16 protein-coding genes are annotated in these 20,856 nt (G+C 66.8%); 8 read left to right on the top strand and 8 right to left on the bottom strand.

Going from position 1 to position 20,856, the window contains the following annotated elements:
• The first annotated feature begins 65 nt into the window (after positions 1 to 65).
• Positions 66 to 2,159 carry a M13 family metallopeptidase gene (locus tag ACZK29_RS06445; RefSeq protein WP_478446814.1) on the top strand — a complete coding sequence of 698 codons (2,094 nt, stop codon included), beginning with the start codon at positions 66 to 68 and terminating at the stop codon, positions 2,157 to 2,159.
• Positions 2,160 to 2,450: 291 nt separating this feature from the next.
• Here ACZK29_RS06445 and ACZK29_RS06450 read toward each other — a convergent pair whose 3' ends face one another.
• From ACZK29_RS06450 to ACZK29_RS06465, 4 genes are all read right to left on the bottom strand, one after another.
• Complete coding sequence (locus ACZK29_RS06450) at positions 2,451 to 3,068, bottom strand: HD-GYP domain-containing protein (protein WP_111204660.1); 618 nt, start codon at positions 3,066 to 3,068, stop codon at positions 2,451 to 2,453.
• Positions 3,069 to 3,113: 45 nt separating this feature from the next.
• Entirely contained in the window at positions 3,114 to 6,578 is a 3,465-nt protein-coding gene (gene mfd, locus ACZK29_RS06455) for a transcription-repair coupling factor (protein ID WP_111204659.1), read from the bottom strand.
• Between the two features lie 127 nt (positions 6,579 to 6,705).
• On the bottom strand, positions 6,706 to 7,251 hold the full coding sequence (locus ACZK29_RS06460; RefSeq protein WP_004150340.1) for a GNAT family N-acetyltransferase: 546 nt from the start codon (positions 7,249 to 7,251) through the stop codon (positions 6,706 to 6,708).
• Positions 7,252 to 7,346: 95 nt separating this feature from the next.
• Positions 7,347 to 8,204 carry a 23S rRNA (adenine(2030)-N(6))-methyltransferase RlmJ gene (locus tag ACZK29_RS06465; protein ID WP_111204658.1) on the bottom strand — a complete coding sequence of 286 codons (858 nt, stop codon included), beginning with the start codon at positions 8,202 to 8,204 and terminating at the stop codon, positions 7,347 to 7,349.
• A 35-nt stretch (positions 8,205 to 8,239) separates the two neighbouring features.
• On the opposite strand from ACZK29_RS06465, the gene creB reads away from it, so the two are divergent.
• The 7 genes from creB to ACZK29_RS06500 all read left to right on the top strand — a co-directional run bounded on the left by creB (position 8,240) and on the right by ACZK29_RS06500 (position 16,126).
• Entirely contained in the window at positions 8,240 to 8,965 is a 726-nt protein-coding gene (creB, locus tag ACZK29_RS06470) for a two-component system response regulator CreB (RefSeq protein ID WP_111204657.1), read from the top strand.
• 3 nt (positions 8,966 to 8,968) lie between these two features.
• Positions 8,969 to 10,429 carry a two-component system sensor histidine kinase CreC gene (gene creC, locus ACZK29_RS06475; RefSeq protein WP_100443645.1) on the top strand — a complete coding sequence of 487 codons (1,461 nt, stop codon included), beginning with the start codon at positions 8,969 to 8,971 and terminating at the stop codon, positions 10,427 to 10,429.
• 81 nt (positions 10,430 to 10,510) lie between these two features.
• Entirely contained in the window at positions 10,511 to 11,830 is a 1,320-nt protein-coding gene (gene creD, locus ACZK29_RS06480) for a cell envelope integrity protein CreD (protein WP_049432784.1), read from the top strand.
• 10 nt (positions 11,831 to 11,840) lie between these two features.
• On the top strand, positions 11,841 to 12,251 hold the full coding sequence (locus tag ACZK29_RS06485) for a hypothetical protein (protein WP_111204656.1): 411 nt from the start codon (positions 11,841 to 11,843) through the stop codon (positions 12,249 to 12,251).
• Between the two features lie 197 nt (positions 12,252 to 12,448).
• Positions 12,449 to 14,041: a M20/M25/M40 family metallo-hydrolase gene (locus ACZK29_RS06490; protein ID WP_478448748.1), complete on the top strand. Its 1,593-nt coding sequence runs from the start codon at positions 12,449 to 12,451 to the stop codon at positions 14,039 to 14,041.
• 155 nt (positions 14,042 to 14,196) lie between these two features.
• Entirely contained in the window at positions 14,197 to 15,600 is a 1,404-nt protein-coding gene (gene gltX, locus ACZK29_RS06495; RefSeq protein WP_111204654.1) for a glutamate--tRNA ligase, read from the top strand.
• 34 nt (positions 15,601 to 15,634) lie between these two features.
• The gene (locus ACZK29_RS06500; RefSeq protein WP_004150412.1) at positions 15,635 to 16,126 is read left to right on the top strand and encodes a Fur family transcriptional regulator; all 492 of its coding nucleotides are present in this window, start codon (positions 15,635 to 15,637) and stop codon (positions 16,124 to 16,126) included.
• A gap of 170 nt (positions 16,127 to 16,296) precedes the next feature.
• On the opposite strand, the gene ACZK29_RS06505 is transcribed toward ACZK29_RS06500, so the two are convergent.
• The 4 genes from ACZK29_RS06505 to ACZK29_RS06520 form a co-directional block, all read right to left on the bottom strand.
• Positions 16,297 to 17,241: an IS481 family transposase gene (locus tag ACZK29_RS06505; RefSeq protein WP_478446480.1), complete on the bottom strand. Its 945-nt coding sequence runs from the start codon at positions 17,239 to 17,241 to the stop codon at positions 16,297 to 16,299.
• A 126-nt stretch (positions 17,242 to 17,367) separates the two neighbouring features.
• Complete coding sequence (locus ACZK29_RS06510; protein ID WP_478446816.1) at positions 17,368 to 18,528, bottom strand: HlyD family secretion protein; 1,161 nt, start codon at positions 18,526 to 18,528, stop codon at positions 17,368 to 17,370.
• 10 nt (positions 18,529 to 18,538) lie between these two features.
• Positions 18,539 to 20,212: an MFS transporter gene (locus ACZK29_RS06515; protein ID WP_111204652.1), complete on the bottom strand. Its 1,674-nt coding sequence runs from the start codon at positions 20,210 to 20,212 to the stop codon at positions 18,539 to 18,541.
• Positions 20,212 to 20,778 (bottom strand): TetR/AcrR family transcriptional regulator, encoded by a 567-nt coding sequence (locus ACZK29_RS06520; RefSeq protein ID WP_111204651.1) that lies wholly within the window; start codon positions 20,776 to 20,778, stop codon positions 20,212 to 20,214. Before ACZK29_RS06520 ends, ACZK29_RS06515 begins: the two co-directional genes overlap by 1 nt.
• Positions 20,779 to 20,856 lie beyond the last annotated feature (78 nt).

A 20,856-nucleotide genomic window follows, 5' to 3' on the forward strand; every position in this document is an offset into this window, starting at 1 on the left:
CCTTTGGCCGGTCCCCGCGCTGGGCCTTCCCGGCTACCCTGTGAAATTACCCGCAGGAGAGCCTCATGAACTTCCGCAACCTGGCCCCGCTGGGCCTGACCATCGCCATTGCTGCCTCGCTGGCCGCCTGTGGCAAGAATGAATCTGCGCCGGCTGCCAACGCCGACGCCAAGCCGGCCTTCGACCAGTCGCAGATCAAGACCCCGCTGATCTCGCTCAACAGCGCCGATCTGGACCCGTCGATCTCGGCCTGTACCGATCTCAATGGCTTCGTCAACAGCAAGTGGCTGAAGGCCAACCCGGTGCCGGGCGACCAGACCACCTGGGGCAGCTTCGAGATCCTGCGCGAGCGCTCGCTGGAAGTGCAGCACGCGCTGGTGCAGCAGGCCGCCGCCAGCCAGGCCAAGGCCGGTTCGGTGGAAGCCAAGATCGGTGACATCTGGAAGACCGGCAACGACGAAGCCAAGATCGAAGCCGCCGGCCTGGCGCCGCTGCAGCCGCAGCTGGACAAGATCACTGCACTGAACGACACCGCCGCCATCACCCAGTACCTGCGCGACAGCCAGGCCGAGGGCAAGGGCGTGCTGTTCTCGCTGTTCGCCAATGCCGACTACAAGGATTCGGCCAACGTCATCGCCTACGTCGGCCAGGGCGGCCTGGGCCTGCCGGAGAAGGGCTACTACTTCGACGATGCGCAGGCCAAGATCCGCGACGCCTACGTCGCCTACATCGCACAGGTGCTGACCCTGTCCGGTGTGGACGCGGCGCAGGCCGCCGAGCAGGCCAAGGCCGTGATGGCCTTCGAAACCCGCCTGGCCAAGGCCTCGATGTCACGCATCGAAATGCGTGATCCGGCCAAGCGCTATAACCCGCTCAGCGCCGCCGACGCCGACAAGCTGACCCCGAACTTCAGCTGGACCGCGCTGTTCGATACCCTGAAGGTGCCGGCCGCGCAGAAGTTCTCGCTGGCCCAGCCGGGCTTCTTCGGTGAAATGGACAAGATGCTCGCCGACGTGCCGGCCAGCACCTGGCAGGCCTACCTGCGCTTCCACACCATCGACGACGCCTCGCCGTACCTGAGCAGCCAGTTCGAGAAGGCCAACTTCGATTTTTACGGCACCACCCTGCGTGGCCAGAAGGAAATGCAGCCGCGCTGGAAGCGCGTGCTGGAGTCGGTCAACGGTGGCATGGGCGAAGCGCTGGGCCAGCTGTACGTCGACGCCGTGTTCCCGGCCGAGTCGAAGGTGGCCATGCAGCACCTGGTGGAGAACCTGTCGCAGGCGCTGAAGGCGCGCCTGGAGCAGCTGCCGTGGATGGGCGAAGAAACCAGGAAGAAGGCACTGGAAAAGTGGGCGAGCTTCACTCCGAAGATCGGCTACCCGGACAAGTGGCGTGACTGGGCGGGCCTGCAGACCAACGGCGACAGCTATCTGGGCAACATGCAGGCGGCGCGTGCGTTCAACTACCGCTACATGCTGGACAAGATCGGCAAGCCGGTGGACAAGACCGAGTGGGGCATGACCCCGCAGACCGTCAACGCGTACTACAACGCCACCAAGAACGAGATCGTGTTCCCGGCGGCGATCCTGCAGGCGCCGTTCTTCGACGCCAAGGCCGATCCGGCGCTGAACTACGGTGGCATCGGTGCGGTCATCGGCCACGAAATGATGCACGGCTACGATGACTCGGGCAGCCAGTTCGCCGCCAACGGCAATTTCGACAACTGGTGGACCGACGCCGACCGCAAGGCCTTCACCGAGCGTACCGACCAGCTGGTCGCGCAGTTCGATGCCTATGAATCGGTGCCGGGCGTGTTCGTGAAGGGCAAGCTGACCCTGGGCGAAAACATCGGCGACCTGGGCGGCCTGACCGTGGCCTACGACGCGCTGCAGATGGCGCTGAAGGAAGACCCGAAGGCCAATGTCGAGGTTGATGGCCACAGCCAGGACCAGCGCTTCTTCATGAACTGGGCCACCGTGTGGCGCCGCAACTTCACCGATGGTGAGCTGCGCGTCCGCCTGAACACCGACCCGCATGCGCCGGCCAACTTCCGTGCCAACGGCGCGCCGTCGAACATGCCGTCCTTCGCTGCGGCGTTCCAGTGCAAGACTGGCGATGCGATGGTGCGTGCCGACGACAAGCGCGTGGTGATCTGGTAATTGATCGCACGTGATGCGTGATGCGAAAGGCCCGGCGAACGCCGGGCCTTTTGCTTGCCGGCACGATGGCGCCAGGTCGGTAGAGTCGACCGTTGGTCGACTATCGCGCGCAGCGCGGGATTTTCGCGATCTGTAGCAAGAGCAGTCGACTAACAGTCGACTCTACCAGCAAGTCGGTCGACGCATCAGCGGACGTGTCCGTCGGCAAGTCGGTCGGCGCATCAGCCGCCACGTCAGCGGACGCATCCGTCAGCACATCAGCCGACGCGTCACCTCACGTCCGGGAAAATCTCAGGCCAGCTCGGGCTCCCGCGCCAGCATGCGATGGAAGCGCTGCAGCACATAGGGATCCACCAGTCCTCCGGATTGCGCTTCCATGATCCGCAACGCGGTTTCGTGCTCCATCGCGTCGCGATAGGGGCGCACGCTGGTCATCGCGTCGTAGGCATCGGCGATGGTGACGATGCGCGCGCCCAGCGGGATGGATTCACCGCGCAGCCCATCGGGATAGCCGCTGCCATCGAAGGCCTCGTGATGGGCGCGGATCAGCTGCGCGACCGGTGCGGCATCGCTGCGGCCGGTGGCGAGGAAGATGTGTTCGCCACGCACCGGATGCTCACGCATGATCGCGCGTTCCTCATCGGTGTGTCGGCGCGGTGCCAGCAGTACATCATCGGGAATACCGATCTTGCCGATGTCATGGAAGCGCGCGGCCAGGCCGATCTGCGCACAGGCCTCGTCGTCGAGATCGCAGTGCGCGGCGAGGCGCTGCGCGAACAGGCTGACGCGGTCGCAGTGGTGGCGGGTGTAGGCGTCGCGCATCTGCAGCGACATCGAGAGGGCATCGATCAGGCAGGCCTGCGCGTGCAGCAGGTCGGGGGCGGGTACGGCGTCAGGGAACATGGTCATCCGCCCGCACCGGGTGGGGACCGGTGCGGGGTGTTCGGGGGGCGATCAACCCGGGGCGAGGGTGGTCAGAAGGGCGCGGGCCGCATTGAAGCGGTCTTCCGGCAACGGCAGCGGGTGCTTGATGCGCAGCTTGTCAGGCCCTTCCATGGCGTAGAGGTTCGGTTGTTTCTGGATCAGCTGGATCACCGCCATCGGATCGATGTTCGGCTTGGACTCGAACACGATGCGGCCGCCGTTCTCGCCCAGGTCGAGCTTGCGGATACCCAGCGTATTGGCTTTCAGCTTCAGCTCGGCGATGGCGAACAGGTGCTTGGCCGCATCCGGCAGCAGGCCGAAGCGGTCGATCATCTCCACCTGCAGCTCGCGCAGCGCATCGCTGTCGCGCGCGCTGGAAATGCGCTTGTACAGGGTCAGGCGGGTGTGCACGTCCGGCAGGTAGTCTTCCGGAATCAGCGCCGGCACATGCAGTTCGACCTCGGCGCCGCGCACTTCCTCGCCGGCATCCAGGTCGGGCAGCTTGCCCTGCTTGATGCTGCGCACCGCGCGCTCCAGCAGCTCGGTGTACAGGCTGAAGCCGACCTCGGCCATCTGCCCGCTCTGGTCCTCGCCAAGCAGCTCACCGGCGCCGCGGATTTCCAGATCGTGCGTGGCCAGGGTGAAGCCGGCGCCCAGCTCGTCCATCGAGGCGATCGCTTCCAGGCGCTTCTCAGCGTCGGGCGTGATCGCGCGGCGGTCGGGCGTGATCAGGTAGGCGTAGGCGCGGTGGTGCGAGCGACCGACGCGGCCACGCAGCTGGTGCAGCTGGGCCAGGCCGAAGCGGTCGGCGCGGTTGATGATGATGGTGTTGGCGTTGGGGATGTCGATGCCCGACTCGATGATCGTGGTCGACAGCAGTACGTTGAAGCGCTGCTTCTGGAAATCCAGCATCACCTTTTCCAGCTCGCGCTCGGGCATCTGGCCGTGGGCGATGCCGATGCGCGCCTCCGGCACCAGCTCGGACAGCTCGCGCTGCATGCGGCCGATGCTTTCCACGTCGTTGTGCAGGAAATACAGCTGGCCGCCGCGCGCCAGCTCGCGCTGGAAGGCTTCGCGCAGCAGCGCATTGTCCCACTGGGTGATGAAGGTCTGCACCGCCAGCCGGTTCGGCGGTGGGGTGGCGATGATCGACAGGTCACGCAGGCCGGCCATGGCCATGTTCAAGGTGCGCGGGATCGGCGTGGCGGTCAGGGTCAGCAGGTGCACGTTGGCGCGCAGCGCCTTCAGGGCCTCCTTCTGGCGCACGCCGAAGCGCTGTTCCTCATCGACGATGACCATGCCCAGGTCCTTGAACTTCACGTCAGGCTGCAGCAGGCGGTGGGTGCCGACGATGACATCGATGGTGCCGGCGGCCACCTTCTCCAGTTCGGCCTTGATTTCCTTGGTGGTCTTGAAGCGCGACAGCACCTCGACCTTCAGCGGGTAATCGGCGAAGCGGTCGCGGAAGTTGCGGTAATGCTGTTCGGCCAGCAGGGTGGTCGGCACCAGCACGGCCACCTGCTTGCCGGCACTGGCAGCGGCGAATGCAGCACGCACGGCGACCTCGGTCTTGCCGAAGCCGACGTCGCCGCAGACCACGCGGTCCATCGGCTGGCTGCTGGCCAGGTCGCGCAGGGTGGCATCGATCGCGGCCAACTGGTCCGGGGTTTCCTCGAACGGGAAACCGGCCGCGAACGGCTCGTACATCGCACGGTCCACCTGCAGCGCCAAGCCGGCACGCGCCTGACGGCGCGCCTGGATCTCCAGCAGCTCGGCAGCCACATCGCGCACCTTCTCGGCGGCCTTGCGCTTGGCCTTGCTCCACTGCTCGCCACCGAGCGAATGCAGCGGCGCGGTTTCCGCCGATGCACCGGAGTAGCGGCTGATCAGGTGCAGCTGGGCGACCGGCACATACAGGCGGTCGCCCTTGGCATATTCGATTTCGAGGAACTCGCCGGGCATGCCGCCGACGTCCATCGCGATCAGGCCACGGTAGCGACCGACGCCATGGTCCTCGTGCACGATCGGCGCGCCCTCGGTCAGTTCGCCGAGGTCGCGGATGATCGCTTCCGGCTCGCGGCCGGCGCGGCGCGTACGGCGGGTGCTGCCGGCGCGCTCGGGGAACAGCTGGCGTTCGGTCAGCACCGCAATGCGCGGATCGTCCAGTGCGAAGCCATCCTCCAGCGGCGCCACCGCGATCGCGAAGCGCGCATCGTCGGCGAGGAACGCGGGCAGGTCGGCCACCACCGGCGGTTTCAGCTCGGCGGCCTGCAGCACTTCCAGCAGGGCTTCACGACGGCCGGGCGAATCGGCCGCGATCAGCACGCGGCCCGGGTAGTGGCCGAGGAAGGATTTCAGTGCGTCGCCGGCCGGTGCGTCGCGCGCGGCCACCGGCAACGGCGGCAACGGCTGGTCGCCCAACGGGTGCGCGTCGGCGATGCGTGCGTGGTCAGCAGCCCACACCTCGATGCGCGGGGCATCGTTCAGGCGCTCGCGCAGGAGCTCCGGCGACAGGTACAGCGCCGATGGCGGCAGCAGCGGCCGTTCGACATCGTGGCGGCGCTGTTCGTAGCGCTCACCGGTCTGCGCCCAGAACGCCTCGGCGGCTTCGCCGGCACCGGCGCAGACCACCGGCAGGCTACCGTCGGGCAAGTAATCGAACAGGGTTGCGGTGCGCTCGAAGAACAGCGGCAGGTAGTACTCGACGCCCGCCGGGGCCAGCCCGGACTTCAGGTCCTGGTACAGCGCGCTGCGTCGGGTATCGACGTCGAAGCGCTCGCGCAGCGTGGCCAGCACGCGGGCAATGCTGGCCTCGTCCATGGGGACTTCGCGGCCGGGCAGCATATGCACCGCTTCGACCCTGTCCAGCGAACGCTGGCTTTCCGGGTCGAAGGCGCGGATCGAGTCGATGTCCTCGTCCAGCAGTTCGACACGCAACGGCTCATCGGCACCCATCGGGAACACGTCGAGCAGGCCGCCGCGCACGGCGAAATCACCCGGGTCCATCACCTGCGGTACGTTGCGGTAGCCGGCGCTTTCCAGGCGTCGCTTCTCTGCTTCCAGGTCCAGGCGCTGGCCGACCTTCAGGTCGAAGCTGCCACCGATCACATAGCTGCGCGGGGCCAGCTGCTGCAGCAGGGTCTGCACCGGCACGATCACCAGGCCGCGCTTCAGCGTGGGCAGGCGGTGCAGGGCCGACAGGCGCTGCGAGATGATGTCCGGATGCGGGCTGAAGCGGTCGTAGGGCAGGGTTTCCCAGTCCGGGAAGGCGACCACCGGCAGGGCGGGGTCGCCGCCGAGCAGGGTGTGCAGATCGGCTTCGAGCTGGTTGGCACCGTGGTTGTCACGGGCGATCACCAGCAGCGGAGCGTCGTGCACGCGCGCGGCCTGGGCCAGGTACCAGGCCAGGGCGGTCGGCGAGGCGGGGGCGCGCCACCAGGCGCGGAGCTGGCCGGCACGCGGCAGCGGCGGGGCGGGATATGAGGTACGCGACATGGACCCCGGATTTTAGCAGAAGCCCCTGCCGGGCCCATGATCGTGACGTGAGCGGGTGTAGCGCCGGGCCAAGCCCGGCGAGCGCAGCGGTTGAATCAACGTCGCCGGGCATGGCCCGGCGCTACCTTCAGTTGTCCAGCTCCAGCACCATCCGCACCAGGCCTTCGGCACCGGTCGGGTGCGGCACCGGCTTGAAGCCCAGCGAGGCGGCCAGCTGCTTCATCGGCTCGTTCTCGGCGGCAACGTCGCCGTACAGGCGGTCCAGGTACTTGCCGCGGCCCCACTTCACCAGTTTGCGCATCAGCTGCCGGCCCAGGCCCTGGCCGATCAGGAAGCGGCTGATCAGGATCGCGTACTCGGCTTCACGGGTACCGGGGATGATCGAGGCCCGGGCGACCGCGCCGACCACCGCTTCGCCAGCGGGCAGGGATTCGGCTGCGACCAGGGTGATCTCGGTCTTGGGATTGGGGTGGGTCAGGCGCTGGGTGGTTTCCGGCGACAGCTCGGTCACCGCCTGCAGGAAACGATCACGGATTTCTTCCGGCCCGAACAGGCTGAACGCCGCTTGCAGCGGTGCGCCATCTTCCGGGCGGATGGGGCGGATCAGCAGCTCGTGGCCGCTGGGAGCCTTGAAGATCTCATGCCAGGGCGGCATGCGGTTGCGAGTGGCCATACCGGGTGATTCCTTGGTGGTCCACCGATTGTGGCATCACCGGGGCTGCATTCCGTGAACGAAAGGCTCACGGCGGTACAGCCTCGTGAAGGCCGTTATTCGGGTGCTTTGAGCCAATCCAGGCGGGTACTGGCACCGGGCTCGCCCAGGTGCTGGCGCAGCGCCGGCAGGGCCGGGCCGACCACCCGGTCGAACTGCCAGGGCGGGTTGAGCAGCAGCATGCCGCTGCCGTTGAGGCGCAGCGGTGAGTCGTCCGGGCGTACCAGGAACTCGATGGTCATCGCCGATTTCACCGGAAGGGCGGTGGCCTTGCGCAGGAAATGCAGGATGGTGCGGCGCTGCTTGATCGGGAACCAGACCGCGCAGGTGGCCTGCGGCCAGCGTGCCAGGGTCTCGGCCAGCGCGGACAGGACGGCCTGGTATTCGGCGTCCTGCGCCTCGTAGGGCGGGTCGATCAGCACCAGGCCGCGGCCGATCTTGCTGCCGTTGAACTTCGGCGGCAGCAGCGAACGCAGCAATGCATAGCCATCGCCCGGATGCACGCCGACCCGGCTGTCATGCGCGAACAGCGCCTTCAGCGTGGCCGTTTCGGCTTCCTGCAGCTCGCACACCGCCATGCGGTCCTGGGAGCGCATGGCCTGCGCGCTCAACAGCGGCGAGCCCGGATAATTGGTCAGCGCGCCCACCGGGTTGTCGGCCTGTACCGCCTTCAGATAGCGCTCGACCACCTCCGGCAGCTTGGGCTGGGCCATCAGCCGCATGATCCCGGATTCGGCCTCGAGGGTCTTGCGGCTCTCTTCGCTGGCCAGCAGGTAGCGGCCGGCACCGCCGTGGGTGTCGAGCACGAAGAACGGGCTGTCCTTGCGCTTGAAGCTGTCGATCAGGGCCAGCTGCACGATGTGCTTGAGCACATCGGCGTGGTTGCCGGCATGGAAGGCATGGCGATAGTTCATGGGCGGCAGTGTACGGGGCGGCGGCCGCAGCGGCTATGCTGCGCGCCATGACAGCTCCCGTTGCCCATGTCCTGGTAGTCGAGGACGAAGCCGCCATCGCCGAAACCGTGCTCTATGCGCTGCGCAGCGAGGGCTATGCCGCCAGCCATTGCCTGCTGGGCGGCGAGGCCCTGCAGCGGCTGCAGGCTGGGGATATCGACGTGGTGGTGCTGGACGTGGGCCTGCCCGACCTGGGCGGCTTCGAGGTGTGCCGGCGGCTGCGCGCGCAGCCCGGACCGGCGGCCCAGCTGCCGGTGATCTTCCTGACCGCCCGCAACGATGAAGTGGACCGGGTGCTTGGCCTGGAGCTGGGCGCCGACGATTACATGACCAAGCCGTTCTCGCCGCGCGAACTGGTGGCGCGGGTGCGTGCGCGCCTGCGCCGCGCGGCACCGGTCGTCGCAGCACCCGGCGCCGATGCGGGCTGGCAGGAACATGGCGCCTTTGCCATCGACCGTGAAGGCCGGCGTATCCGCTTCCATGGCCAGGCACTGGACCTGACCCGTTACGAGTACGCGCTGCTGGAGGCGCTGCTGCAGCGCCCCGGCGCCATTCTCAGCCGTGCCCAGCTGATGGACCGTGGCTGGGACAGCAGCGCCGACAGCGCCGACCGGACCGTCGATACGCATGTAAAGACGCTGCGCGCCAAGCTGCGTGCGGCCGGTGCCAGCGATGACCCGATCCGTACCCACCGTGGCCTTGGCTACGCGCTGGAGGTCTAGCCGATGCGCCTGGTACTGAAGCTGTTCCTGGGCTTCTTCCTGATCACCGGCATCGCCGCCTTCTTCGTGATGCGCGTGTTCGTCAACGAGGTGAAGCCCGGTGTGCGTCAGGCGATGGAATCGACCCTGGTCGATGCGGCCAACGTGCTGGCCGAAATGGCCGCCGCCGACGTCAAGGCCGGCACCATCCGCAGCGGCAGCTTCACCCGCAACCTCGCCAAGGCACGACAGCGCGACCTGAAGGCGATGGTCTGGCGCTTCCCGAAGCGCTCGCTGGATTACCGGGTGACCATCACCGATGCCAAGGGCATCGTCATCTACGACTCGCTGGGCCGCGACCTGGGGCGCGACAACTCGCGCTGGAATGATGTGTACCGCACGCTGCGCGGCGAGTACGGCGCCCGCTCCAGCCCGGAAACACCGGGTGAGGAAGGTGACACGGTGATGCACGTGGCCGCGCCGGTGTATGACCCGGCCGATGGGCGCACCCTGATCGGCGTGCTCAGCCTGGCCCAGCCCAACCGCAGCATCGATCCGTTCATTGCCGCCAGCCAGCGCGCCATCATCGAGCGCGGTGCCTGGCTGATCGGCTTGTCGGCGCTGGTCGGTGTGCTGGTGACGATGTGGCTGACCACGGGCCTGGGCCAGCTCAGCCGCTATGCGCGTGCGGTCAGCGCCGGCGAACCGGTGCCACCGCCGCGCCGCCGCCGCGACGAGATCGGCGATCTGGGCCAGGCACTGGAGACCATGCGCCGCAAGCTGGAGGGCAAGGCCTACGTCGAGCAGTACGTGCAGTCACTGACGCATGAAATGAAGAGTCCATTGGCGGCGATCCGCGGTGCCGCCGAGCTGCTGCAGGAGCCGCTTCCGGAAGCCGATCGCATGCATTTCGCACGCAGCATCGTCGATCAGCAGGAGCGGTTGACCGAGACCATCGACAAACTGCTGGCGCTGGCCGAAGTGGAACAGCATGGCTGGCTGCAGACCCGTGATCCGATCGCGCTGCCAACCTTGTTGGCCGATGCGGCCGCGGCCGCACAGGTACGCGCACAGGCGGTGGGCGTGCAGGTCCGCATCGGCAGCGTGCCCGACCTGCAGGTGCAGGGCGACGGCTACCTGCTGCGGCAGGCACTGCACAACCTGATCGACAACGCGATTGCGTTCTCTCCGGCCGGCGCGGAGATCGCGCTGCAGGCCGAGGCGGACGGGCAGGGCGTGCGCCTGCAGGTGGCCGACCGCGGTGCAGGCATTCCCGACTATGCACGCGAACGGGTGTTCGAACGCTTCTATTCGCTGGCCCGCCCCGGCAGCGGACGGCGCAGTTCCGGCCTGGGCCTGCCGTTCGTGCAGGAGGTCGCGCGCCTGCATGATGGCCGCGCCAGCGTCGATGCCCGCGACGGCGGCGGTACCGTGGCCAGCCTGTGGTTGCCGCTGGGTACACCGGGCCAGCGTCCGCGCCGCTGACTTCACACTCGCTTCAAATTCGCCACAAACCCTGCTCACTGCAGCGGTCCATCCTGCAGCCCTCTCCAACGAGGATGGACCATGAAATCCCTGAAGATGCTGCTGCGGTTCGCCATTGTCGGCGGGCTGATCCTGCTGCTGCTGGTTCCGCTGACGATGATTCGCGGTGTCATCAACGAACGCAGTGCGTACCGCGACGAAGCCTTCTCGCGGGTGGCCGACAGCCGCGCCGGTGCACAGCAGCTGGTGGGCCCGGTGCGGGTGGTGCCTTGGGTGGAGCGCAAGCAGGTTGAGCTGGTCGACCCGCTGGGCGTCAAGAAGACCGAGGTACAGGTCACCGAAGGGCACTGGCTGCAGATGCCGGCGTCGCTGGAGGTGGGCGGTGAGATGCTGCCGAGCCAACGTGAGGTCGGCCTGTTCAAGGTGCCGGTGTACAGCTGGAACGGCCAGATGAAGGCGATCTTCGCCGAAGACGATTACCCGGTGAAGGCAGGCCGCAGCTACGGTCAACCGTACGTGGCGGTGGGGGTTTCCGATGTGCGTGGCCTGGTGGGTACGCCTAACCTGCGCGTGGATGGCCAGCAGCTGCGCCTGCTGCCGGGCGTCGGTGCAGCCAGCGAAGTGGGCCGCGGTCTGCATGCACCGGTGGCCGGATTCGCCGAAGACCATGGCGGCACGCTGGCCGCCAGCACAGTCGAGCTGGAGCTGCGCCTGGACGGCAGCCGCATGCTGTCGGTGGTGCCGGTGGGCGATGACACCCACATCGCGCTGCGTTCGAGCTGGCCGCATCCGTCGTTCAGCGGTGCGTTCCTGCCGAATGAACGCCGCGTTGATGCGCAGGGCTTTGATGCGCGCTGGGCGGTGTCCTCGCTGGCGTCCGACGCACAGCGACAGCTGCGCAATGATGGTTCGGTGGATTCGCAGGCAGTGACGGTATCGCTGGTCGATCCGGTCGACACCTACACCCAGGCCGACCGTGCCTCGAAGTATGGCGTGCTGTTCGTGCTGCTGACCTTCGTCGGCTTCATCCTGTTCGAGCTGATCAAGTCGCTGCGCATCCATCCGCTGCAGTACCTGATGGTGGGCCTGGCGCTGGCGATCTTCTTCCTGCTGCTGATCAGCCTGTCCGAGCACATCGCCTTCTGGAAGGCGTACGTGGTCTCGGCGGTGGCCTGCATCGGCCTGCAGGCGGTGTACCTGGCCAACGTGCTGGGCCACTGGAAGCGTGGCCTCGGCTTTGCCGCGCTGCTGACCGTGTTGTACGGCGCGCTGTATGGCCTGCTGGTGTCGGAGAACAACGCGCTGCTGATGGGTTCGCTGCTGCTGTTCGTGATCCTGGCGCTGGCGATGTGGGTGACCCGCCGGGTCGACTGGTACGCGCTTGGCGCGGAACTGAAGTAAGGAGCACGCCATGGGCTGGCGCCAGGGATTGCGGCAACGGGCACGGCAGGGCATCCCGGCCCTGCTGGAAGTGGATGCATTGCTGCAGGCACATGGCGTGCTGGCGGCCTTGCCGGGGGCACGGATCGCCCCTGGCCTGGTCCGATTCCAACTGGCCGCGGTGACCTGCGAAGGATTGCAGGGGCAGGGGCTGGGATGGCTGCAGGGTGCGCGGCAGGGACGCGGCGCGATGGCCGGCCGGGTGCCGCGCTACCGGCCATGGAAGGCCGGGGCAGAGGCGCTGGCCGAGATCGGCATCGGCGGCCTGCCGCATGACTGGCCGGCACATGCGGCGGTGTATGGCTGCAGCAGCATCGATCGGCGGCACTGGTTGCTGTTGCTGCCGGAGCGGGCCCAGCTATGGCTGGGCTGGAATGAGTGATTCGGCTGTTCATCCACGCACGGCGTGGATCTACTGGCGAGAACCCAACACCTTGGTGGGTGCGAGCCGACCGGTCACCTGTGGGTGCGAACCTTGGTTCGCACGCTCCTGCCCCATGACCGATGGGACGGTATCGCGCTCTCCGGGCTGGCTAGACTCGATGGGTTGATGATCGAGCCGAAAGGCAGGGGTGCGATGTGTTGAAGTGGGGCGTGCTGGCCGCAGCGCTGGTGATGGGTGGCAATGCAGGGGCGCAGCAGCGCGAAACGGTGGACCTGGACATGGTCAGCCGCATCCGCCAGGAGGCCTTCCACCGTTCGCAGGTGATGGACACCTTCAGTTATCTCACCGAGCGCATCGGCCCGCGCCTGACCAACTCGCCGGCGATGGGCCGCGCCAACGCCTGGACCCGCGGCAAGTTCAACGAATGGAAGCTGGACAACGTCCACGACGAAGCCTTCGATGACTTCGGCCGTGGCTGGGAGTTCACCTCGGCCAGCGTGGAAATGCTGGGTGACCGCGTGCAGCCGCTGCATGCGCTGCCGAAGGCCTGGACGCCGGGCACCAAGGGCCCGGTCGAAGGCGAGCTGGTCCAGGTCGAGATCAAGAAACCCGAAGACATCGAGAAGTACCGTGGCAAGCTGCGCGGCAGGATCCTGCTGCTGGGCGAGGCACGCGAATACAAGCGTGGCACCGAGCCCGATTCGCACCGCCACGACGCGACCTCGCTCGAGGGCCTGCAGGAGTTCACCCTGCCCAAGGACAAGGACGCTACCGCCGAGCGCGCCAAACGGGTCAAGGAATACCAGGAGCGCCAGCAGCTGGCGGCCAAGGTCAATGCGTTCTTCGTCGAAGAGGGCGCACTGGCCTCGATCAGCATCAGCAGCTGGGACAACGGCATCATCCGGGTTGCCGGTGGTGGTTCGCGCAAAGCCGGCGAGTCGGTGGGCATCCCCGAGCTGGCGATGATCAGCGAACACTTCAATCCGTTGGTGCGCGCGCTGGAGGCCAAGCAGACCGTGCGCCTGCGCGTGGATGTAGCGGCGCGCTTCACCGACGAGGCCAACCAGCCGGGCTACAACACGCTGGCCGAGATCCGCGGCAGCAGCAAGCCGGATGAAGTGGTGATGATCGGCGCGCACCTGGATTCCTGGCACAGCGGCACCGGTGCGGCCGACAATGCCGCCGGCGTGGCGGTGATGATGGAAGCGATGCGCATCCTCAAGGCCACCGGCGCCAAGCCCAGGCGCACCATCCGGGTGGCGCTGTGGAGCGGTGAAGAGCAGGGCCTGATCGGCTCGCAGGCCTACGTGGCCAAGCACTTCGGCCAGTTCCCGGAACCGGCCGACCCGGCGCAGAAGGCGCTGCCGGCGTCGCTGCGCGAGCCGACCGGTGCGCTGCAGAAGACGCGCGACTACGGCAAGTTCCAGGTCTACTTCAACATGGACAACGGCTCCGGCCGCTTCCGTGGCATCTACGCGCAGGAAAACCTGGCGGCGATGCCGATCTTCGAAGCCTGGCTGGCCCCGTTCCATGACGTAGGCGCCGCCACCGTGGCCACCCGCAACACCGGCAGCACCGACCACATCAGCTTCGACCGCATCGGCCTGCCGGGTTTCCAGTTCATCCAGGACCGGCTGGACTACTTCACCAATGTCCACCACAGCCACCTGGACACCTGGGACCATGCCGAACCGGAAGACCTGAAGCAGGCCGCGGCCATCGTTGCCTCGTTCGCCTACAACGCCGCGATGCGCGAGCAGTCCTTCCCGCGCAAGCAGGAACCGTAAAAGGGGACGGAGGGGATTAAGTCGTTTCTCCCCCTCCGTTTCCCGGTTGCAGCGCCCAGAGGCTGGGCAATCGCGACTTAATCCCCTCCGTCCCCTTTTTCCGTCGGGGGCGGAGGGCTGGTAAAATCGGGGAATTCCCGTTCCTCGAGCCGTCCATGACCTGCCGCACCCGCTTCGCCCCCAGTCCCACCGGCTACCTGCACATCGGTGGTGCCCGCACTGCGCTGTACTGCTGGCTGGAGGCCCGCCACCGTGGCGGCGAGTTCGTGCTGCGCATCGAGGACACCGACCGTGAACGCAGCACCCAGGGTGCGATCGACGCCATCCTGGAGGCGATGGAGTGGCTGGGCCTGGATTACGACGAGGGCCCGATCTACCAGACCGACCGCGTCGCCCGTTACCAGGAAGTGGCCGAGCAGCTGATCGCCGACGGCAAGGCGTACTACGCCTACGAGACCCGCGAAGAGCTGGATGCGATGCGCGAGGCCGCCATGGCCAGGCAGGAAAAGCCGCGTTACAACGGCGCTGCACGCGAACTGGGCCTGCCGTACAAGGACGACCCGAACCGCGTCATCCGCTTCAAGAACCCGCTGGAAGGTACGGTGGTGTTCGACGACCTGATCAAGGGCCGCATCGAGATCGCCAACAGCGAGCTGGATGACATGGTCATCTTCCGTCCGGACGGCTACCCCACCTACAACTTCGCGGTGGTGGTGGATGATTGGGACATGGGCATCACCGAGGTCATCCGCGGTGACGACCACATCAACAACACCCCGCGCCAGATCAACCTGTACGAAGGCATCGGCGCCCCGGTGCCGAAGTTCGGGCACATGCCGATGATCCTGGACGAGCAGGGCGCCAAGCTGTCCAAGCGCACCGGCGCGGCCGACGTGATGCAGTACAAGGACGCCGGCTACCTGCCCGACGCGCTGCTGAGCTACCTGGCCCGCCTGGGCTGGTCGCACGGTGACCAGGAGCTGTTCAGCCGCCAGGAACTGATCGACCTGTTCGACGTGAAGGACTGCAATTCCAAGGCCTCGCGGCTGGACATGGCCAAGCTGGGCTGGGTCAACCAGCACTTCCTGAAGACCGAGGATGTGGGCGCCATCGTGCCGCATCTGGTCTACCAGCTGCAGAAGCTGGGCCTGGACGTGGCCGCTGGTCCGGCCCCGGAGGACGTGGTGATCGCCCTGCGTGAGCGCGTGCAGACCCTGAAGGAAATGGCCGAGAAGGCCGTGGTCTGGTACCAGCCGCTGACCGAGTACGACGAAGCGGCGGTGGCCAAGCACTTCAAGGCCGGTGCCGAGGTGGCGCTGGGCAAGGCCCGCGAGCTGCTGGCCGCCTTGCCGGAATGGACCGCCGAGTCGGTGGGCGTGGCCCTGCACGACGCCGCCGCCGCGCTGGAGATCGGCATGGGCAAGGTCGCCCAGCCGCTGCGCGTGGCCATCACCGGCACCCAGGTCAGCCCTGACATTTCCCATACCGTGTACCTGGCCGGCCGCGAGCAGGCCTTGAAACGCATTGATGTGGCCATCACCAAGGTAGCAACGGCCTGAGGCATCCTTGCCAGGCCCGAACCGGAGAACACGCATGCCCGCCAAGACCGCCACTGCCTGTACCGCCCCGCACCACCACGTCCATGACGCATCGGATTTCGTGGCGGTGGTCGAGCGCGTCTCGCGCGAACGCGGGCTGCGCCTGACCCCGATCCGCGCCAATGTGCTGAAGCTGATCGCCGAGGCCGGCAAGCCGGTCAAGGCCTACGAGCTGCTGGAATGGGTACGCAACGGCAAGGGCGTGGGCGCTGACGCCCCGCCCACCGTGTACCGTGCGCTGGATTTCCTGATGGCCAATGGCTTCGTGCACAAGCTGGAATCGGTGAATGCCTTCGTGGCCTGTCACCATCCCAGCAGCGCCGCGCATTCGGTGCCATTCCTGATCTGCAACAGCTGCCACAGCGCGGTGGAACTGGAAGACCGCGAGATCGTCACCCAGCTGGAGAAGCGCGCCAAGGAGCTGGGTTTCCAGCCGCAGGCACAGACCCTGGAAGTGCACGGGCTCTGCGCGCGCTGCGCGGGCTGAGCGCGAGGGGGCGGGGTAGAGCCGACGGGGTAGAGTCGACGGGGTAGAGTCGACGGGGTAGAGTCGACGGGGTAGAGTCGACGGGGTAGAGTCGACGGGGTAGAGTCGACTGTTAGTCGACTACCGCGCGCAGCGCGGGGTGTTCATGGGGTTCATGGAAGAGCAGTCGACTAACTGTGTAAACCCACCACGTTGTTCAGCGGGATTCTGGAAATAGGCGGTTGGCTGCCGATCCCCATGTGGGGTCGGTGCCAGTTGTAGTGGTGCAGCCATTCAGGCAGCACGGCGTCGCGCTGCTCTGACGAAGCGTACTCGCAGGCGTAGGCCCATTCGCGCAAGCTGGTCTGGATGAAGCGCTCGGCCTTACCGTTGGTTCGCGGGGTGTAGGGCTTGGTCCGATAGTGCTTCATGCCCAACGAGGCGACGAGTCGAGCGAAGACGCCGGAGCGATAGCAGGCTCCGTTGTCAGTCAGGACACGCTGGAAGGTGACTCCCAGCGTCCTGTAGTACGCCACGGCGGCCAGCAGCGCTTGGCAGGCCGTTGAGCCCTTCTCATCGGTGTGAACGCTACTGAAAGCGACTCGGGAGTGGTCATCAATGGCCACATGGACATAGCCCCAGCCACCGCCGCCAGCGTTGCCACGCCGATTCGGATCGACCCGGTGCCCGGGCCGGCGGAAGTTGCCGAGTTTCTTGATATCCAAGTGCAGCAAGCCGCCCGGGCTGTCGTACTCATACCGGACCGCCTTCTTCGGTGGGTCCAGAAGGCACAGGCGATTGAGTCCTCTTCGACGCATCAGTCGTGAAATGGTGCTGTGAGCCACGCCCAGTGCCTTGGAAATGGTCAGGTAGGTTTGCCGTTGACGTCGACGCTGGACGATCTGCTCAACGAGCGCCTCGGGGGTGCTATGGGGGCTGCGGCCGGGCCGAGAGCTGCGGTTCTGCAGCCCACTCAGGCCCTCGGCTCGATACCGGGCCAGCCACTTGTAAGCCGTGCGCACACTCACCCCGCAAGCCTGGGCGGCCTCTTCTGGCCGAAGGCCTTGCTCAGTGATGCGGCGGACAAGAAGTTCTCGACTAAACGGCGTCAAACGGGCATTTTTATGGTGGTTCATCCGGGCTCTTTGGGGACTGGACAGGTGTGGTAACCACCATTTTCCAAAGATGCCCCGGATGAACAACCTACCGAGAGATCACAACTAACAGTCGACTCTACCCAGCCGAGTCCACCAGGCCGCAGGCTAGTCCATCGGCTTGCTTGCCGTATCCACCCGCACGATCACCGACATGCCGGGGCGCAGCTGCGCGGCCAGCTTCTGGCCTTCATCGATCGAAATCCGCACCGGTAGCCGCTGCACCACCTTGGTGAAGTTGCCGCTGGCATTGTCGGGGCGCAACACGCTGAATTCCGATCCGGTGGCCGGGGCGATCTCCTGCACGCGGCCCCGCAGCACCTGGCCCTGGAACGCGTCCACCGAGAACGAGGCCGGCTGGCCGATCGCCATTCCCCAGGTCTGGCCTTCCTTGTAGTTGGCCACCACCCACAGCGTGTCAGGGACCAGGAACAGCAGCTGCGAACCGGCCGCGACGTACTGGCCGACGCGCACGCTGGCCTCGCTGATCTGGCCGTCGCGCGGCGCATGGATCACGGTATTGGCCAGATCGATGCGCGCCAGTTCCAGCTGCGCCTGCGCACTCTCCACCTGCGCCTCCAGGCTCTTGCGCGCGACCTGGGTCGAGACCAGGGTCTCCTCGGCGATGCGGATCTGCGCCTGCGACTGCTGCACGCTGGCCTGCGCCGAGGCCTGCGCGGTGCGGAACTTGTCGCGATCGTTGATCGATACCAGCTGCTGCGCGGCCAGTTCCTCGTAGCGCTTGGTCTCGTTGCGTGAGCGTTGCAGCTCCGCCTGCCCGGCCGAAAGTGTGGCCTGTGCGGAGGCGATCTGCGCACGGTTCTGCGCCTGGGACTGGTCCGAGTTGGCCAGGGCCGCGCGTGCGCTGTCCAGCGTCGCCTGCGCCTGGGCGACCCGCTGCGTATAGATGCGGTCATCGATGCGCAGCAGCGGCTCGCCTTCCTTCACGTGCTGGAAGTCCTTCACCAGCACCTCGGTCACATAGCCGTTGACCTGTGGCGCCATCACCGTGATCTGTCCGCGCACATAGGCGTTGTCGGTCACCATCACGCTGCTGGTGAACGGCCACAGGTGCCAGGCGCGCAGAATCAGCGCAATGCCCAGCAAGGCCACCACCACCATCACCACCACGCTGCGCGCGCTGGGCTTGAGGTACTTCGGCGCGACCGCGGGTTCTACCGGCGTGGGGGCAGGCGCCGCGTCGGTCGGCGGCGGTGGGGTGACGCTGTCGGTGCCGGTATCGTCAGGGCGGGGCGGGAGGGGAGGCATGAGGACGGACTCAACGGGATGCGGCCGGCGCGGCCGCAACAGGGGAAATGGGATGGCGCTTGTGCCATTGCTTGAGCACGGCGGTGCGCAGCGACAGCAGCAGCAACCAGCACAGGAAGCCGATGGCCAGCCAGCCACTCAGCGTGAACACATCATTGAAGCCACGCACGTTGGCTTCCCGGCGCGTCGTCTGCGCCAACTGCGCGCTGCCCTGTGCGCTGCGCAGGACCGGGTCGGTGATCTGGGCGGCGTACAGCTGCTGTTGGATGCGCAGGCGTTGTGCCACCACCGGATCGGCCGGGTCGAGCTGGCTGGTCAGCGCGCTGGAATACAACTGCTCGCGATGCAGCTGGAAGGTGCCCAGCACCGCCGAGCCGGCCAAGCCGCCCAGCGTCTGCGTGATCGACAGCGTCACCAGGAAGGTGATCATGTGGTCCACGCCCTGTTTCAGCGCGGCGGAAATGCCGAGCATGATCAACGGGCCCATGAACATGCCGGCACCGACCGAGGCCAGGAACTGGCTGGCGTAGAAGTCGTGCGGGCGATCCATGCTGGTGCGGTGCTGGTCGAAGAACGCGGCGGCGCCCAGCAGCAGGATCGCCATCAGCAACTGCGGGATCAGCCGTTTGGGCCCGAAGGTCAGGGCAGTGCCGGCGATACCGGTGATCACGCCGGCGAGAATCACCACGAACAGCGGCCGCAACTGATCAGGGCCCATGCCGAGCGTGCGCATCAGGTTGACCACGCCGTAGGACTGCTCGGTGGTCAGGAAGCGGATCAGGAACGCACCGACGATGAAATGCAGTACCGGCAGGCTGGCCAGCCAGCGTGTCTGCAGCAGCGGATTGCGCCGGTAGTGTTCGATGATGAAGGCGGTGGTGGACAGCACGATCGAGGCAACCAGTGCCCAGCCCAGCCACGGCGTGTTGAGCCACCAGCGCGTGTAGCCCTGCGCCAGCACGATCACCAGCAGCGCAACCGCCGGTGCCAGCAACGCGAAGGTAAGGAAATCCAGCGGCTCGAAGGCCTTCACCTGGATGCCGGGCGGCAGCTTCAGCACCACCACGGCGGCAAACGCGCACAGTGCCAGGCCGGCTTCGAAGGAATACAGCTGGTGCCACTGGCCGGTATCGACCAGGCCTGGCGAAACGATCCAGGCGATCGGCACCGCCAGCTGCGAAAGGCCTACCCCGACCACCAGCAGATTGCCGGTGAACCGCCGCGGCAGCGCCTGCAACATGTACAGCGTGCCCAGGGTCGAGCAGGCCGCGCCGGCGAAGCCGCTGGCGGCACGGGTCAGCATCGTGGTCTCGAAGCTGCCGACGAACAGGTGCAGCACCGCCAGCGCTGCATACAGGCCCAACCCGATCTCGGCGAACAGGCGGATGCCGTACTGCTGGCGGAACTTGAAGGCCAACAGGTTGGCGGTGACATTCACCATCGCATATGCGGCCACCAACCAGCTGCCCTGGGTCGGGGTCAGCGCCAGCTGGCCCTGCAGGAACGGCAGGTTGGCGGTGACCAGCGCATTGCCGAGGCCGCCGGTGATCGCCACCAGCAGCGATACCAGTGCATAGGCCAACCGACGGTACGGTGGGTGCCAGGGCATCGACGCCGAACCGGGCATGGTCGGCTTCTCGTGCTCCTCCCAATCCGGAACCGGCTTCAGATACGGCTGGACCATCAGCGGGCCTCGCTGGTTGCTCCCTGGAGACCCCCACGCAGCAGCTGGAGGGCGCGCCCGGCCAACTGGGCGCGCTCGTCGCGGGTCTTGCCGCGCAGGGCCGCACCCAGCATGCCCGAGATCAGTGAAATATCCGTCTTTTCCAGGTCGGAACGGCACAGCCCGGCGGCCTTGGCGCGCGCGATCGGTTCCTCCAGCAGGTCGCGCACGGTCTCGCGCGCGGCGCGCATGGAGGGCACGTCCGAATCGACCGCACGCCAGTAATCCGCCAGCGCCGGCGAATCGATGATGCGCTGGGCCATGCCCTCGAACACCTCGAACAGGGCGTCGTCGCGGTCGCCGAGCTGTTCGACCTGGCGCCGGATGCGATCGACCGTACGCTGCAGCAGCGCCTGGATCAGCGCGGTGCGGTCGGGGAAGTTGCGGTACAAGGTGGCGCGGCCTACCTGGGCACGTTCAACCACCAGGTCCAGCGGGGCGGTGACACCGTGTTGGCCGAACACATGATCGGCGGCGTCGAGGATGAGGGCGCGGCGGGCAGCAGCATCGGCACGTTGGGCGGTCATGGGTATATTTTCGGACATTAATGTCCGGTTGGCGAGACATTGAGTGACGGGATTGTCCGCTTGTTGTCGTACGCACAT

Source organism: Stenotrophomonas sp. 89682_Sma (assembly GCF_056481405.1).

Excerpts from the sequence above, each read along its gene's own strand:
- ACZK29_RS06445 (WP_478446814.1), top strand. The coding sequence starts at position 66 with ATGAACTTCCGCAACCTGGCCCCGCTGGGCCTGACCATCGCCATTGCT.
- ACZK29_RS06450 (WP_111204660.1), bottom strand. The coding sequence starts at position 3,068 with ATGACCATGTTCCCTGACGCCGTACCCGCCCCCGACCTGCTGCACGCG.
- mfd (WP_111204659.1), bottom strand. The coding sequence starts at position 6,578 with ATGTCGCGTACCTCATATCCCGCCCCGCCGCTGCCGCGTGCCGGCCAG.
- ACZK29_RS06460 (WP_004150340.1), bottom strand. The coding sequence starts at position 7,251 with ATGGCCACTCGCAACCGCATGCCGCCCTGGCATGAGATCTTCAAGGCT.
- ACZK29_RS06465 (WP_111204658.1), bottom strand. The coding sequence starts at position 8,204 with ATGAACTATCGCCATGCCTTCCATGCCGGCAACCACGCCGATGTGCTC.
- creB (WP_111204657.1), top strand. The coding sequence starts at position 8,240 with ATGCTGCGCGCCATGACAGCTCCCGTTGCCCATGTCCTGGTAGTCGAG.
- creC (WP_100443645.1), top strand. The coding sequence starts at position 8,969 with ATGCGCCTGGTACTGAAGCTGTTCCTGGGCTTCTTCCTGATCACCGGC.
- creD (WP_049432784.1), top strand. The coding sequence starts at position 10,511 with ATGAAATCCCTGAAGATGCTGCTGCGGTTCGCCATTGTCGGCGGGCTG.
- ACZK29_RS06485 (WP_111204656.1), top strand. The coding sequence starts at position 11,841 with ATGGGCTGGCGCCAGGGATTGCGGCAACGGGCACGGCAGGGCATCCCG.
- gltX (WP_111204654.1), top strand. The coding sequence starts at position 14,197 with ATGACCTGCCGCACCCGCTTCGCCCCCAGTCCCACCGGCTACCTGCAC.
- ACZK29_RS06500 (WP_004150412.1), top strand. The coding sequence starts at position 15,635 with ATGCCCGCCAAGACCGCCACTGCCTGTACCGCCCCGCACCACCACGTC.
- ACZK29_RS06505 (WP_478446480.1), bottom strand. The coding sequence starts at position 17,241 with ATGAACCACCATAAAAATGCCCGTTTGACGCCGTTTAGTCGAGAACTT.
- ACZK29_RS06510 (WP_478446816.1), bottom strand. The coding sequence starts at position 18,528 with ATGCCTCCCCTCCCGCCCCGCCCTGACGATACCGGCACCGACAGCGTC.
- ACZK29_RS06515 (WP_111204652.1), bottom strand. The coding sequence starts at position 20,212 with ATGGTCCAGCCGTATCTGAAGCCGGTTCCGGATTGGGAGGAGCACGAG.
- ACZK29_RS06520 (WP_111204651.1), bottom strand. The coding sequence starts at position 20,778 with ATGACCGCCCAACGTGCCGATGCTGCTGCCCGCCGCGCCCTCATCCTC.